The 14,471-nt window shown below is 63.8% G+C and carries 15 protein-coding genes; 6 read left to right on the top strand and 9 right to left on the bottom strand.

What is annotated here, in order from left to right:
* The first annotated feature begins 72 nt into the window (after window positions 1-72).
* A complete protein-coding gene (pth, locus tag BTHE68_RS01155; RefSeq protein ID WP_162064780.1) occupies window positions 73-675 on the top strand; it encodes an aminoacyl-tRNA hydrolase in 603 nt (200 codons plus the stop codon).
* Window positions 676-688: 13 nt separating this feature from the next.
* Window positions 689-1,756: a histidinol-phosphate transaminase gene (gene hisC / locus BTHE68_RS01150; RefSeq protein WP_162064779.1), complete on the top strand. Its 1,068-nt coding sequence runs from the start codon at window positions 689-691 to the stop codon at window positions 1,754-1,756.
* Here the strand turns inward: hisC and BTHE68_RS01145 are convergent.
* The 3 genes from BTHE68_RS01145 to rsmD all read right to left on the bottom strand — a co-directional run bounded on the left by BTHE68_RS01145 (window position 1,753) and on the right by rsmD (window position 3,324).
* Window positions 1,753-2,013 (bottom strand): YfhL family 4Fe-4S dicluster ferredoxin, encoded by a 261-nt coding sequence (locus BTHE68_RS01145; RefSeq protein ID WP_162064778.1) that lies wholly within the window; start codon window positions 2,011-2,013, stop codon window positions 1,753-1,755. The two genes, hisC and BTHE68_RS01145, sit on opposite strands and share 4 nt — an antisense overlap.
* Before the next feature lie 77 nt (window positions 2,014-2,090).
* A complete protein-coding gene (coaD, locus tag BTHE68_RS01140; protein ID WP_061172699.1) occupies window positions 2,091-2,597 on the bottom strand; it encodes a pantetheine-phosphate adenylyltransferase in 507 nt (168 codons plus the stop codon).
* Between the two features lie 100 nt (window positions 2,598-2,697).
* Window positions 2,698-3,324, bottom strand: a complete 627-nt coding sequence (rsmD, locus tag BTHE68_RS01135; protein ID WP_174257974.1) for a 16S rRNA (guanine(966)-N(2))-methyltransferase RsmD — start codon at window positions 3,322-3,324, stop codon at window positions 2,698-2,700.
* 233 nt (window positions 3,325-3,557) lie between these two features.
* Between rsmD and ftsY the strand changes: the two genes are divergently transcribed.
* Window positions 3,558-4,814 (top strand): signal recognition particle-docking protein FtsY, encoded by a 1,257-nt coding sequence (gene ftsY / locus BTHE68_RS01130; protein ID WP_162064777.1) that lies wholly within the window; start codon window positions 3,558-3,560, stop codon window positions 4,812-4,814.
* A 34-nt stretch (window positions 4,815-4,848) separates the two neighbouring features.
* Here ftsY and BTHE68_RS01125 read toward each other — a convergent pair whose 3' ends face one another.
* From BTHE68_RS01125 to BTHE68_RS01115, 3 genes are read right to left on the bottom strand one after another with little or no spacing between them, the layout of a single operon-like run.
* The gene (locus BTHE68_RS01125; protein WP_162064776.1) at window positions 4,849-5,481 is read right to left on the bottom strand and encodes a LysE/ArgO family amino acid transporter; all 633 of its coding nucleotides are present in this window, start codon (window positions 5,479-5,481) and stop codon (window positions 4,849-4,851) included.
* Window positions 5,478-6,122: a maleylacetoacetate isomerase gene (gene maiA / locus BTHE68_RS01120; RefSeq protein WP_162064775.1), complete on the bottom strand. Its 645-nt coding sequence runs from the start codon at window positions 6,120-6,122 to the stop codon at window positions 5,478-5,480. Before maiA ends, BTHE68_RS01125 begins: the two co-directional genes overlap by 4 nt.
* A 10-nt stretch (window positions 6,123-6,132) precedes the next feature.
* Window positions 6,133-6,831 carry a fumarylacetoacetate hydrolase family protein gene (locus BTHE68_RS01115; RefSeq protein WP_162066734.1) on the bottom strand — a complete coding sequence of 233 codons (699 nt, stop codon included), beginning with the start codon at window positions 6,829-6,831 and terminating at the stop codon, window positions 6,133-6,135.
* Between the two features lie 312 nt (window positions 6,832-7,143).
* Between BTHE68_RS01115 and ybiB the strand changes: the two genes are divergently transcribed.
* Together ybiB and leuA are read left to right on the top strand one after the other, a co-directional pair.
* Window positions 7,144-8,145 carry a DNA-binding protein YbiB gene (gene ybiB, locus BTHE68_RS01110; protein WP_162066733.1) on the top strand — a complete coding sequence of 334 codons (1,002 nt, stop codon included), beginning with the start codon at window positions 7,144-7,146 and terminating at the stop codon, window positions 8,143-8,145.
* 415 nt (window positions 8,146-8,560) lie between these two features.
* The gene (gene leuA, locus BTHE68_RS01105) at window positions 8,561-10,216 is read left to right on the top strand and encodes a 2-isopropylmalate synthase (protein ID WP_162064774.1); all 1,656 of its coding nucleotides are present in this window, start codon (window positions 8,561-8,563) and stop codon (window positions 10,214-10,216) included.
* 28 nt (window positions 10,217-10,244) lie between these two features.
* Here the strand turns inward: leuA and BTHE68_RS01100 are convergent, their stop codons facing one another.
* Both BTHE68_RS01100 and BTHE68_RS01095 read right to left on the bottom strand, forming a co-directional pair.
* The gene (locus tag BTHE68_RS01100; RefSeq protein ID WP_061158871.1) at window positions 10,245-10,628 is read right to left on the bottom strand and encodes a nuclear transport factor 2 family protein; all 384 of its coding nucleotides are present in this window, start codon (window positions 10,626-10,628) and stop codon (window positions 10,245-10,247) included.
* A gap of 45 nt (window positions 10,629-10,673) precedes the next feature.
* On the bottom strand, window positions 10,674-11,231 hold the full coding sequence (locus BTHE68_RS01095; protein WP_162064773.1) for an acyloxyacyl hydrolase: 558 nt from the start codon (window positions 11,229-11,231) through the stop codon (window positions 10,674-10,676).
* A 360-nt stretch (window positions 11,232-11,591) separates the two neighbouring features.
* Between BTHE68_RS01095 and rpoH the strand changes: the two genes are divergently transcribed.
* Window positions 11,592-12,527: an RNA polymerase sigma factor RpoH gene (gene rpoH / locus BTHE68_RS01090; protein ID WP_162066732.1), complete on the top strand. Its 936-nt coding sequence runs from the start codon at window positions 11,592-11,594 to the stop codon at window positions 12,525-12,527.
* A 131-nt stretch (window positions 12,528-12,658) separates the two neighbouring features.
* Here the strand turns inward: rpoH and nagE are convergent, their stop codons facing one another.
* Window positions 12,659-14,446 carry an N-acetylglucosamine-specific PTS transporter subunit IIBC gene (gene nagE, locus BTHE68_RS01085; RefSeq protein ID WP_162064772.1) on the bottom strand — a complete coding sequence of 596 codons (1,788 nt, stop codon included), beginning with the start codon at window positions 14,444-14,446 and terminating at the stop codon, window positions 12,659-12,661.
* Window positions 14,447-14,471 lie beyond the last annotated feature (25 nt).

Raw genomic sequence — 14,471 nt, 5'->3', positions numbered from 1 at the left:
CGCAAGAACGGTCGACGTGACCCGCCGGCGCGCAAGCCCCGGCGGGTTTTTTTTCGCTCTACACGATTCGACATGATCAAGCTGATCGTCGGCCTGGGCAATCCGGGCGCCGAATACACCGCGACACGGCATAACGCGGGCTTCTGGTTCGTCGACCAGTTCGCGCGCGACGCCGGCGCGACGCTGCGCGAAGAACGCCGCTTCCACGGTTTCTACGGCAAGGGACGCCTGCACGGCCACGAGATCCATCTGCTCGAACCGCAGACCTTCATGAACCGTTCGGGTCAATCGGTGGTCGCGCTCGCGCAGTTCTTCAAGATCCTGCCCGACGAGATTCTCGTCGCGCACGACGAACTCGACCTGCCGCCCGGCACCGTCAAGATGAAGCTCGGCGGCGGCAGCGGCGGACATAACGGCCTCAAGGATATTTCCGCGCATCTGTCGTCGCAGCAATACTGGCGCTTGCGCATCGGCATCGGGCATCCGCGCGATCTGATTCCAGAAGGCGCGCGCGCAGGCGCGAAACCCGATGTCGCGAACTTCGTGCTCAAGCCGCCGCGCCGCGAGGAACAGGACGTGATCGATCAGTCGATCGAGCGCGCGCTCGCCGTGATGCCTTTCGTCGTCGCCGGCGAAACCGAGCGTGCGATGATGAACCTGCACCGTAATTCCTGATCTGGAGCCCACTGTGAGCCGTTTCTGGAGCGATATCGTCCATCGTCTGACGCCGTATGTGCCGGGCGAGCAACCCGCGCTGGCGCATCCCGTCAAGCTCAACACCAACGAGAATCCGTATCCGCCGTCGCCGCGCGTGGTCGAGGCGATTCGTCATGAACTCGGCGGCGACGGCGCGTCGTTGCGAAAGTATCCCGATCCGACCGGGCGGGCCTTGCGCGAAGCGGTCGCGAAGCATCACGGGCTGCGCATCGAGCAAGTCTTCGCGGGCAACGGTTCCGATGAAGTGCTCGCGCACGCGTTCCAGGCGCTGCTCAAGCACGACCGGCCGATCCGCTTTCCCGACATCACCTACAGCTTCTATCCGGTCTATGCGCAGCTTTACGGCGTCGAATACGAGACCGTGCCGTTGAACGCGGATTTCGCCATCGATGTCGACGATTACCGCGCGCCGTCCGGCGGCGTGCTGCTGCCGAACCCGAACGCGCCGACGGGCCGCGCCCTGCCGCTTGCGGAAATCGAAGTGCTGCTGAAGGCGAACCCGGACGCGCCGGTGATCGTCGATGAAGCGTATGTGGATTTCGGCGCGGAATCGGCCGTGAATCTGATCGATCGTTATCCGAACCTGCTGGTCGTGCAGACGACGTCGAAAGCGCGTTCGCTCGCGGGTATGCGCGTCGGCTTCGCATTCGGCGATGCAGCGCTGATCGAAGCGCTCACGCGCGTGAAGGACAGCTTCAACTCGTATCCGCTGGATCGCCTCGCGCAAGCCGCGGCGCTCGCGTCATACGAAGATCGGGCGTGGTTCGAGGAAAGCTGCGGGAAGGTCGTCGCGAGCCGTGAGCGGTTGACGTCGCAGCTACAGACGCTCGGTTTCGATGTCGTGCCGTCCGCGGCGAACTTCGTGTTCGCGAAGCATCCCGCGCACGATGCCGCCACAATCGCCGCCGCGCTCAAGGCGAAAGAGATCTTTGTGCGCCACTTCAGGCTGCCGCGCATCGATCAGCATCTGCGCATTTCGATCGGCACGCCCGCGGAATGCGATGCGCTCGTCGCCGCGCTGACGGAAATCGTCGCTTAGGAATTGCCCTTCGCAGCCATCAGCGCGTGGTATTTGGCCATCAACTGCTCGGGCGTTTCGACGTGCGCCGGATCGCGCGGAATGCACTCGACCGGACACACTTGCTGGCACTGCGGCTCGTCGAAATGGCCGACGCATTCCGTGCATTTGTTCGGGTCGATCACGTAGATGTCGGGACCCATCGAAATGGCGTCGTTCGGGCACTCGGGCTCGCAAACGTCGCAGTTGATGCACTCGTCGGTAATGATCAAAGACATGCTTCACTCTCTTGCGCCGGTATCTGGACCGGCATGACGCCCGCGCGCCATTCTCGATGACGCGCGGGTCGGGCGCTTTACGGCGCCGCAGGATCCATCTGCGACAGATTACCGACTTTGTCGATCAGCCGCTTTTCCACCGACGGGAACACGAACTTGCTCACGTCGCCGCCGAGCTGCGCGATCTCGCGCACGATCGTGCCCGAGATGAACTGATACTGGTCGGACGGCGTCATGAACATCGTCTCGACGTCGGGCAACAGGTAGCGGTTCATCCCCGCCATCTGAAACTCATACTCGAAATCGGACACGGCACGCAATCCGCGCACGATCACGCGCGCGTTGTTCTTGCGCACGAAGTCTTTTAGTAGCCCGGTGAAACTGCTCACCTGCACGTTCGGATAATGCCCGAGCACGTCGTGCGCAATATCCAGCCGCTCCTGCAGCGAGAAAAACGGCTTCTTCGCGCGGCTGTCCGCGACGCCCACGACGAGCTGATCGAAAATGCTCGATGCGCGCCGGACAATGTCTTCATGCCCACGAGTGAGCGGGTCGAACGTACCCGGATACACGGCGACAACCATGAGCTTTCTCCTCTTCTATTTACATTGGGTCGCGTGGCTGCGACGCCCCACTCTGCCTCATTCCCATCAAGACTGGCTGTCCCAAATTGGGGAACGCGCATTATTCCTCATTTTCGCGGCGCAGCAAATGATAGCGAACGGCACCCGCCTTGCCATCGCGCACGACGCTCCAGCCCGCGAGCGCGTCGATACCCGCCAAGTCCAGCGGATCGCCGCATTCGACGTAAATCGCGCCATCTGGCGCGACGAGCGGCGCCGCCAGCGCGAGCGCGCGCAAGAGCAACGCCTGATCGCCGAACGGCGGGTCCAGAAAGATCACGTCGAACGAGCCGGGCGCGAGGCTGGCGGCGAGCCGCAGCGCATCCGCTTCCGCGATTTCGATGTTGCGCGCGCCGAGCTTCGTCTGATTCGCCCTGATCTGCGCGGCGGCCTTCGCGCTGCGCTCGACCATCAGCACGCGCGCCGCACCGCGCGACGCCGCCTCGAAACCGAGCGCACCGCTGCCCGCGAACATGTCGAGGCAACGCTGTCCGGAGAGATCCTGGCCGAGCCAGTTGAAGAGCGTTTCGCGCACGCGATCCGGCGTGGGCCTGAGGCCGTCGAGATCGAGCACGGGCAGCGGCGTGCGCTTCCAGTCTCCGCCGATGATGCGGATCGTGTGCGGTTTGCCGCCGCGCAAGGGCGTGTGGCTGGGCAGGACGGAACGGGTAGCGGTCGAGCGAGGCATAAGAGGATGGCTGGAGTCGAGCGCGCCGGACGTATTTTTGCTTGACGACAGGCCGGCACGGGCAATGAAAGCCAACGTTACCACACGCGCGCGCCGTGCCGGGTGCCGCACGGGCGGGCGCGGCGGCGCCTGATAAAATATGCGTCTTCTATCTCTTCGCGCCGGCCTCGCGCAAAGCGACTTCAAAGCGCGCACGAGGCCACCGATCACGCGCGCATCATCGCCACTCATCCATGTTCAGCTTCTTCAAGAAATTCAAAAAGCCGGCTGACGCGCCGCTCGACACGCCTCAGGAAGACATCGTCGAGGCGGACGGGGACGACGACATCTCGGACGCCGAGCTGGAACGGCAGGCGCTCAGCGCTGAAGCCCCACTGGAAGAAGCGCTGCCGGAGGATATTCAGCCGACGGAACCGGCGCCTGCGGAACCCGTTGCGCCTGTCGCGCCCGCTCCGGCTGCGCCCGTCCAGCTTCCGGCCGGGGATTCGAAGGAATACTGGCAAGGCCGCACGCAGTCGCAATGGGCGCGCGGTCCGGAAACGGATCAGGCGAGCGAAGAAATCGTGCCGCCGCCCACGCTTGATGCGGTCGCGAAGAAGTCGTGGCTCTCGCGCCTGCGTCACGGTCTGTCGAAGACGAGTTCCAACCTGACCGGCATTTTCGTCAGCGCGAAGATCGATGAAGACCTGTACGAAGAGCTCGAAACCGCGCTGCTGATGTCCGACGCCGGCGTCGATGCCACCGAATTCCTGCTCGAATCGCTGCGCGAAAAAGTGCGCTCGGAGCGTCTGACCGATGCATCGCAGGTGAAGGCCGCGCTGCGCGAATTACTCGTCGACCTGCTGCGTCCGCTCGAAAAATCACTGATGCTCGGCCGCGCGCAACCGCTCGTGATGATGATCGCGGGCGTGAACGGCGTCGGCAAGACGACCAGCATCGGCAAGCTGGCGAAGCATCTGCAGCGCTTCGATCAGTCGGTGCTGCTCGCCGCCGGCGACACCTTCCGCGCCGCCGCGCGCGAACAGCTCACCGTCTGGGGCGAGCGCAACAACGTGACCGTGATCGCGCAGGAAAGCGGCGATGCCGCCGCCGTGATTTACGACGCGGTCGGCGCGGCGCGCGCGCGCAAGATCGACGTGATGATGGCCGACACCGCCGGCCGTCTGCCGACGCAATTGCATCTGATGGAAGAGCTGCGCAAGGTGCGCCGCGTGATCGCGAAGGCGATGCCCGACGCGCCGCACGAAGTGCTGCTCGTGATCGACGCCAACACGGGTCAGAACGCGCTCGCGCAGGTCAAGGCGTTCGACGATGCGCTGGGCCTGACCGGTCTCGTCGTCACGAAACTCGACGGCACCGCGAAAGGCGGCATTCTCGCCGCGATCGCGCGACAGCGGCCGGTGCCGGTGTATTTCATCGGCGTGGGCGAGAAGGTCGAGGATCTGCAACCGTTCAGCGCCGAAGAATTCGCCGACGCGCTGCTCGGCTGAACCTGAAAAGGGCGTCCGCGTGGACGCCCTTTTTTCATCGCGCGAATATCAGGGACGCCGCGATCCACCACATCACGCAGCCGACGATCACATCGAGCACGCGCCACGACACGTCCTTCTCGAACCACGGTTCCAGAAGGCGCGCGCCGTAGCCGAGCGTGGTGAACCAGACGACCGACGCGCACATCGCGCCCGCCGCGAACCACGCGTTGGCCGGCCAGCCGCGTTGCGCGCCGATGCCCCCGAGCAGCACCACGGTATCGAGATAGACGTGCGGATTGAGCAGCGACAACGCGAGCACGGTGGACGCCGCGCCGATCGCCGTCTGCGATTCGCCGTCCGACGCGTTCAGATGCCCCGGCCCGCGCCATGCCGCGAGAAACGCGCGCAATCCGTACAGAAACACGAAGATCGCGCCGGCCCAGCGAATCACGTCGAGCAGAACGGGCGCACGCGCGATGAGCGCGCCCATTCCGGCGACGCCCAGCGCGATCAACAGCACGTCGATGAGCGCGCAAATCGACACGACCACGCCCACGTGCCGGCGCTTCAACCCCTGCCGCAACACGAACGCGTTCTGCGCGCCGATCGCGACAATCAGGCTCGCGCCCAAGCCCGCACCCGACAGATAACTCGACAGTGCTCCGGCAGAAACCGCTACCGTCATTCGGCGTCCGGCTGTTGCGCCGGAGCGGCCCGCGCGAACGCGTCGATCGTGCAGGCGTGATCCGCGATACGCGCGAGCGTCGGATAGGGGCTCACGTCGATGCCGAAGCGCCGCGCGTTGAACACCTGCGGCACGATGCACAGATCGGCGACGGTCGGCGTATCGCCGAAGGTCAGCGCGCCGACGCGCGGATCGGCGGCGAGGCGCTTTTCGAGCGACGCAAAGCCGGTTTCGACCCAATGCCGATACCACGCGTCCTTGGCTTCATCCGGCACCTTGACCTGATGCTTCAGGTACTTGAGCACGCGCAGATTGTCGAGCGGATGGATTTCGCACGCGACCTGCATCGCGACCGAGCGCACGAACGCGCGATCGGACGGGCGCTTCGGCAAAAGCGGCGGCTCGGGATGCGTCTCCTCCAGATACTCGATGATCGCGAGCGACTGCGTGAGCACGTCGCCGTCGTCGATCAGTGCGGGCACGATGCCGTCGGGATTCACCGCGCGGTACTCGGGCTTCAGTTGCTGGCCGCCGTCGCGCAGCAGATGCACCGCCTCGTACTCGTAGTCGAGGCTCTTCAGATTCAGCGCGATTCGCACGCGATACGCGGCCGAGCTGCGGAAATAGCTATAGAGCTTCATGTTCATGCGCTCAGACGACGCGCACGGAGAATTCGCCGATGCCATCGACGCCGCCCTTGAGCAGATCGCCCTTCACGACGGCGCCGACGCCTTCCGGCGTGCCCGTGAAGATGAGATCGCCGGGAAACAGCTCGAAGAGCGTCGACAGATACGCGACCGTCTCGCCCACCGACCAGATCAGTTGCGAGATGTCCGAGCGCTGCTTTTGCTCGCCGTTGACGGTCAGCCAGATCGCGCTCTTTTCCAGATGCCCGACCTTCGAAACGGGATGGATCGGGCCGATGGGCGCGGAACGGTCGAAGCCTTTCGCGGTGTCCCACGGACGGCCGAGCTTCTTCGCTTCGGCTTGCAGGTCGCGGCGCGTCATGTCGAGGCCGAGCGCGTAGCCGTAGACGTAGTCGAGCGCTTTGTCGGTGGAGATGTCCTTGCCTTGCTTGCCGATCGCGGCAACCAGCTCCATCTCGAAGTGCAGGTTCTTCGTCTGCGACGGATACGGGAATTCGCCCGTGGCGCCAGGCGCGACGTACAGCACGGCATCGGCGGGCTTGCTGAAGAAGAACGGCGGCTCGCGGTCCGGATCGTGGCCCATTTCGCGCGCGTGGGCTTCGTAGTTGCGGCCGACGCAGTAGATGCGCCGTACTGGAAACTGCTCGTTCGAACCATCGACGGGCACCGCTGCTGCCGGCGCCGGAGGAAACACGTAGGTCATCCCGCTCTCCTGTTGCTGTTTGATTTGCAGATTCATGGGCAATGCGAAAAGGGAGTTTAACGTGCGCGCGAACCTCGTGGCGATGCCCGTGAGGCTTGGCGGGCGCGGCTCTGCGAGCTTTCGGCAAGCCTTCGACGGAACGGGCGACGCTTCGTTTTCAGCAAGCATCGGGCGCCGTGCGCGCGAAACGTTCGGCTGGCGTACCTTGCCAGCGCCCGTCAAATGCGGTACTCAATAAGCTTCCTGCACCTTAAAAAGCGCGGCGGCATCGCTCGGATGATGAAAATGAGCGCCCGATCCGCGCCTCTCTCCATGACCGACTCCGCTTCCCTACCTTTCGCCTGCGCACGCTACATCAAGGAAATCGGCCGCGGGCCGAACGGCGCGCGCGCACTTTCGCACGACGACACCTACGCACTCTACGAAGCGATGCTCGAGGACCGCGTCCCCGAACTCGAACTCGGCGCGGTGCTGCTCGCCTACCGCGTGAAGGGCGAAACCGCTGCGGAACTCGCCGCGATGCTGTCCGCCGCGCATCGCTCGTTCGAACCGCTGCATGTTCAGGACGGGCGCGAACACGCCCGGCCGGTGTCGATTCCGAGCTACAACGGCGCGCGCAAGACGCCCAACCTCGTGCCGCTGCTATCGCATCTGCTCGCGCGCGAGGGCGTGCCGGTGCTGGTGCATGGCGTCATCGACGATCCGGGCCGCGTCACGAGCGCCGAGATTTTCGCGGAACTGGGTATCGCGCACGCGGCTTCGCACGATGAAATCGAGGATAGTCTCGCCTCGCGCCGCCTCGCCTTCGCGCCGACCACCGTGCTCGCGCCGAAGCTCGCGCGGCTGCTCGCGCTCAGGCGTCGCATGGGCGTGCGCAATTCGACGCACACGCTGGTGAAAATCCTTCAGCCGTTCGCGGAACCGGGCCTGCGGCTCGTCAACTACACGCATCCGGAATATCGCGAGAGCCTCACGGGATTGTTCACGGAGCATCCGGACGCCGCAGCGGGCGGCGCGCTGCTCGCGCGCGGCACGGAAGGCGAGGCCGTCGCCGACACGCGCCGCCAGGTGCAGGTCGACTGGTTCCACGACGGCCACGTCGAGACGCTGATCGCGCCGGAGCACTCGCAGCCGCACGCGCCGCAAGTCGATCTGCCCGAAACGCTCGACGCGGCGACCACTGCGCGCTGGATCGAATGCGTGTTGCGAGGCGACGTGCCGGTGCCGCCCGCGGTCGCGCGCCAGGTTGAGGTGATCGCCCGGGTGGCGCGCAAACCGGTCCCTGATCAGACAAACTCGGCAAACCCCATTTGACACGGTATTCAACGGTGGTTTAAAGTCGAACGCATGAGCTTCACCCAGCCTTCCTCCCTCCGAATTATTTCGGGCCGCCTAGCGCGGCCCCTATCGCTACGTCTAGCGTAAGTCGCCAGACGTAGCGCCGCGCGTCGCAAGGCGCGTGGTCCTGCCAGAAGTCCCAGTAGTTCCGTTTCTTACCACTTGTAGTCGTCAGCTTTTCGTTCGCGCATCCCGCGATACGGAAACGCGAGGGTCAAATGCACGCTGCTTCGCGCACGTTCACGTTGGTCACAGGCGTCACCATCGCTGGTGATTCGTGTGATCGCGCGCGCCGCTTCGTCTTACGTGCATTCCGTCACGCCCGGCCAGCCGCCGGACACGGCCTCTCTCGCAGGCGCTACGCAAACCGTCCGAAGAGAGATCGACGATCATGATGCCGAACCCCGCCGAGAAATACCGCCCGTTTCCGCAAGTCCGTCTGAATGGCCGCCGCTGGCCGAACCGCACGATCGAGAAAGCGCCCATCTGGATGAGCACCGATCTGCGCGACGGCAACCAGTCGCTCATCGAGCCGATGAGCATCGCTGCGAAGCTCGAATTCTTCGAGATGCTGGTGAAGATCGGGTTCAAGGAAATCGAGGTGGGGTTCCCGTCGGCATCGCAGACCGATTTCGATTTCGTGCGCAAACTGATCGACGAAAAGCGCATCCCGGACGACGTGACTATCGAAGTGCTCGTGCAGTCGCGCCGCGAACTGATCGAGCGCACCTTCGAAGCGGTCGCGGGCGCGAGCAAGGTGATCGTGCACCTCTATAACGCGATCGCGCCGTCGTTCCGCAAGATCGTGTTCAACCAGTCGAAGGACGAAGTGAAGGCGCTTGCGGTCGAAGGCACGCGCCTCATCAAGGAATGCGCGGCAGCGCGGCCGGACACGCACTGGATCTATCAGTACTCGCCCGAAACCTTCAGCATGACCGAGCTTTCGTTCGCGCGCGAAGTGTGCGATGCGGTCGCGCAAACCTGGCGTCCGACGCCCGATCACAAGATGATCGTGAATCTGCCCGCGACCGTCGAAGCCGCGATGCCGAACGTCTTCGCCGACCAGATCGAGTGGATGGACCGCAACATGGGTTATCGCGACAGCATCGTGCTGTCGGTGCATCCGCATAACGATCGCGGCACGGCGGTCGCCGCGGCGGAAATGGCGCTGCTCGCGGGCGCGGACCGCATCGAAGGGTGTCTGTTTGGCAACGGCGAGCGCACCGGCAACGTCGATCTCGTCACGCTCGCGATGAACCTGTATACGCAAGGCATCGATCCGGAGCTTGATTTCTCTGACATCGACGCCGTGCGCCGCGTCGTCGAGCGCTGCAATCAGATTCCGGTGCATCCGCGCCATCCGTACGCCGGCGATCTCGTCTTCACCGCGTTTTCGGGTTCGCATCAGGACGCGATCCGCAAAGGCTTCGCGCAGCGCGTGCCGGGCACGGTGTGGGAAGTGCCGTATCTGCCGATCGATCCGGCCGATCTCGGCCGCAGCTACGATGCCGTGATCCGCGTGAACAGCCAGTCCGGCAAGGGCGGCTCCACTTATCTGCTCGAGCGCGGACTCGGCTTCACGCCGCCGCGCCGCGTGCAGATCGAATTCAGCCACGCCGTTCAGACCGTCACGGACACTTCCGGCGCGGAAATCAGCGGCGAAGCGATCTGCGAACTCTTCAAACGCGAGTATTTCGACGCGGGCGGACCGGTATCGCGTATCGACGCTTCGACCCTGTCGGTGTTCGGAAAGCGCGTCGTGATCGCGCCGGCGGCAAGCGCGCCGAGCGGCGATGTCTGGGCGCAGACGGTCGCGGCAGCACTCGGCGTGGACGCGAGCGTGAACTGGTTTGAAACCGCCGTCACGGCGAGCGGCGACACGGCCGCGTTCGTCGGCTGCCGCGTCGGCGACGGCCAGACGCGCTTCGGCGTCGCGGTGCATGCCAATCCGGCGCTCGCGGTCGCCGATGCGGTCGTGAGCGCGGTGAACCGTTCGAAGCGCGTCGTGCAGGAGGATCGGCAGGACGAGGCGATGGAGGCGGCGTAAGCCTCAGCGCAAGGCGGCGCGCGCGGCGCTATTCCAGCGCGACGCGCGTCGCCTGCAGCGCAAGCAGCTGCCACTGCCCTTCGGTCTGGACGTGCACGGCGGTATAGGCGATCGGAAAAAGCAGCGCGCCGTTCTTCGATTCCATCTCGATCAGCGCGCGCCCGGACACGAGACACGTATCGCGCCCCGCGGGCAGCACATCCTGCGACTGAATCTCGATCTGACGATAGCGGCGGCGGCCTGCGGTAATGGCGTCGATGAACTGGCGCTTCGTCTCCCGCTTGCCGTTCGTATGGACGTAGCTGACGTTTTCAGCCAGCAGCGCATCCAGCGCGGGGCCGTCGCTCTCGACCATCGCACGAAAACGGTCACGCTCGAGGCCGCGGATGGCCTCAATGGTTTTTGCCGGCATCTGTCCATTCCCCTTGTGTCGAGGAACCGATACGCCGGCGCCCCGTCAAAAGTTGTATTGCAGATATAGCTGGCTGAAATTTATACCAGGATTCGGGTCTTTGATACCTGCGTTCGACAGATGCTGGAATCGGAAGCCCGCCTGATAGCTCTGTTTTTCGCCGAAGATCATGCCGACGCCGACCATGTCGGCGAACTGGAAGGCCGTCGACACGGTGAAATCCTGCGTGATGCGCGCGTGCGAAAGCAGCCGCACGCCGACGCCCGCCTCGATGAACGGCCGGAAGTAGCCCGAACTCTTCACGAAGCGCACGACCGGCGTAAGGCCGACTTCCCAGATGCTCGGGTGGACGGCGTTGTCCTCGGTCGTATGCCAGTAGGATACGTGCCCTTCGCCGATGAGCGTGAAATGGAATCCGCCGATCTCCCACCAGGTGAGGCCCGGGTCCCAGGCGACGCCGAGATCGAGTTTCTTGATGTCATGGTTGGCGACGCCGCCAGCGACCTGAACGCCGAACCTGTCCGCGTGCGCCGCTGCCGACGCGAGGCCGAACGCGGCGCAGACTGCCGAACGGAAAATCCACGAACTCTTGTTTTTATGCATGAGCACCCCATTTTCCTCGGATGACGGGCGTGTTTCATTAACAGCGTTGTCTGGCGAATTCTAGAGACGTTTTTCAAGATGTGCAGAAAGCGTAACGACGCGCTCCATTCTGTTGAATTTTCTTTCGCCGCAATGCACAAAAGCGGTAATCGATTCGAAAGCGAACGGCTGGTCGGTATAATATTCCGCTTTTGTCTCAACAATCTGTCCTATTGACCTCGCAAATTCGATAGCTTTTGTGGGAACTCACACATTCTCCTGCCCTCTAACACTTAGCACTCGCTAAACCGGAGTGCTAATATCGTGTCTGACTTGCCGCCGTTAAGCGGCGAGTGAATTGTTGATAAGGAGCTAATGAGCGTGACCAATGCGATGACCCTTCCGAATGTTCTGAGCTCGGCACCTGCCAAGGCATCTTCGGCAGGCGCGCTGACGTACGCACAGTCGTCGATGCTGACCGGCCAGATCGGCAACATCGATTCCTATATACAAGCAGTGAACCGCATTCCGATGCTTTCGCAAGCAGAGGAACGTCAGTACGCCACCGAATTCCGCGAGCAGGGCAACCTGAACGCCGCGCGCCAGCTCGTGCTTTCGCACTTGCGCCTCGTAGTGTCGATCGCCCGCAACTACCTTGGCTACGGCCTGCCGCACGCAGACCTGATCCAGGAAGGCAACATCGGTCTGATGAAGGCCGTGAAGCGCTTCGACCCCGAGCAAAACGTACGCCTGGTTTCGTACGCGATGCACTGGATCAAGGCCGAGATCCACGAGTACATCCTGCGCAACTGGCGCATGGTGAAGGTCGCCACAACCAAGGCGCAGCGCAAGCTGTTCTTCAACCTGCGCAGCCACAAGACGAGCCATTCGGCGTTCACGCCGGACGAGATCGAAGGTCTCGCGAGCGAGCTGAACGTGAAGCGCGAGGAAGTCGCGGAGATGGAAACGCGCCTGTCGGGCGGTGATATCGCGCTCGAAGGCCAGATCGACGACGGCGAGGAAGCATTCGCGCCGATCGCCTATCTTGCAGACTCGCACAACGAGCCGACGAACGTCATCGCCGCGCGCCAGTTCGACAAGCTGCAAAGCGACGGACTCGCCGACGCGCTGGAATCGCTCGATGAGCGCAGCCGCCGCATCATCAAGGCGCGCTGGCTCGACGTGCAGGACGATGGCTCGGGCGGCAAGACGCTGCATGAACTGGCCGACGAGTTCGGCGTGTCGGCGGAACGCATCCGCCAGATCGAAGCGAGCGCGATGAAGAAAATGCGCTCCGCGCTGCACGACTACGCGTAATACCTGACTGTGCCGTAGCAGAAGTTGCGAAGCCCGCCGTCGACGAGACGGCGGGCTTTTTCTTTTGACCTTGACCTGAAAAGCAAACGGCACCCGAAGGTGCCGTTTGCTTTCAACCATCGACTACCGCATCACGCCGGCATCGGCGCGGTGCCGCCGCCGTTGCCCGACAGACGCGTGGACAATTGCGTCGCATAACGCTGCGCCGCCGCGCCCACGACGATGTGGAACGTATCGGCCGACACCCACGCAACATCCAGCGACGACAGACGTTGACGATCCACCGACGACGGATCGCGCACGACCACGCGCAGGCGCGTCTGCGCAACCGCGTCGATCGAAGCGATGTTGGTCGCGCCGCCGAACACGGCGAGCCAGCGGAACGGGTCCGGATCGAGCGGGCCGGGCGTCTGGTCGGCGCTCACAGCCGCTGCCACCGGTTGTGCCGGCGTCGACGATGCCGGCGTCGCGCCACGCGTCGACGAATGTTCCAGCTCGGTGCGGATTTCATCGGCGATCAGGTCGGCTTCCGGTCCGATGATCACCTGCACGTTGGTCGCGCCGCGCTTGAGCACGCCGCGCGCGCCGATGCCCTTCAACTGCGGCTCCGACACTTTCTCCGAATCCACCACCGACAGACGCAGACGCGTCGTGCAGGCATCGACGAGCGTCAGGTTAAACGCGCCGCCGAGCGCCGCGATGTACTTCGCCGCACGCGTGTTCGACACAGCCGCAGCGCCCGGAACCGGCGGAATCAGACCGCCATCGACCGTGGTTGCGACATCGGTTTCTGCATCGGTCGTGGCCGGCTCGCGGCCCGGCGTCGCCATGTTGAACTTGCGGATGAAGAAGCGGAACAGGCCGTAGTAAATGACGAAATAGACGATGCCGATCGGAATCGCCATCCAGCCGCGCTGCGACAGGCCGTAGTTCAGCACATAGTCGATCGCGCCCGCCGAGAACGTGAAGCCGAGATGGACGCCGAGCGCCGAACAGATCGCGAGCGACAGACCCGTCAGCACGGCGTGAATCGCGTAGAGCACCGGCGCGAGGAACATGAAGCTGTATTCGATCGGTTCGGTCACGCCCGTGAGGAACGCGGTCAGCGCCATCGAGAACAGCAGGCCGCCGACGATCGCGCGGCGCTCCTTCGGTGCCTCATGGAACATCGCGAGACACGCGGCCGGAAGACCGAACATCATGATCGGGAAGAAGCCGGTCATGAAGCCGCCCGCGGTCGGATCGCCCGCGAAGAAGCGATGCAGGTCGCCGTGCACCACCGCGCCGCCGCCCGGAGGCGTGAACGAGCCGAACACGAACCATGCGAGCGAGTTGATGATGTGATGCAGACCCGTCACGAGCAGGATGCGGTTCAGCACGCCGAACACGAACGTGCCGAGCGCGCCGGCCGTCGTCAGCCAGTTGCCCGCCGTGTCGATGGCCGCCTGCACCGGCTGCCATATGTAGCCGAGCACGATGCCGAGTATCAGACACGTGACGCCCGTAATGATCGGCACGAAGCGCTTGCCGCCGAAGAACGCCAGATATTCGGGCAGCTTGATGTCCTTGAAGCGGTTGTACATGTAGCCCGCAATCACCCCGGCGATGATCCCCGACAGCACGCCCATGTTGAGCTTGTCGTTGATGTCCTTCATCACCGCCACTTCGATCAGATAGCCGATCGCGCCGGCGAGACCCGCCGTGCCGTTGTTGTCCTTCGCGAAGCCCACCGCCACGCCGATGGCGAACAAAAGCGGAAGGTTGGTGAAGATCGCATCGCCGGCGTCGGCGATCATCTTGATGTTGAAGACATCAGGCTGGCCGAGACGCAGAAGCAGGCCGGCCACCGGAAGTACGGCGATCGGCAGCATCAGCGCGCGGCCTAGTCGCTGCATCTTTGCAAACGGGTTGGCGTCCATCGGGTTCTCCAAAAATATAAGTCTT

The organism is Burkholderia sp. THE68, assembly GCF_009938265.1.
In the GTDB taxonomy this organism is placed as follows: Bacteria; Pseudomonadota; Gammaproteobacteria; order Burkholderiales; family Burkholderiaceae; genus Caballeronia.
Note: the sequence above shows the minus strand (reverse complement) of the source record. Positions and strands in the feature narration are given on the sequence as shown.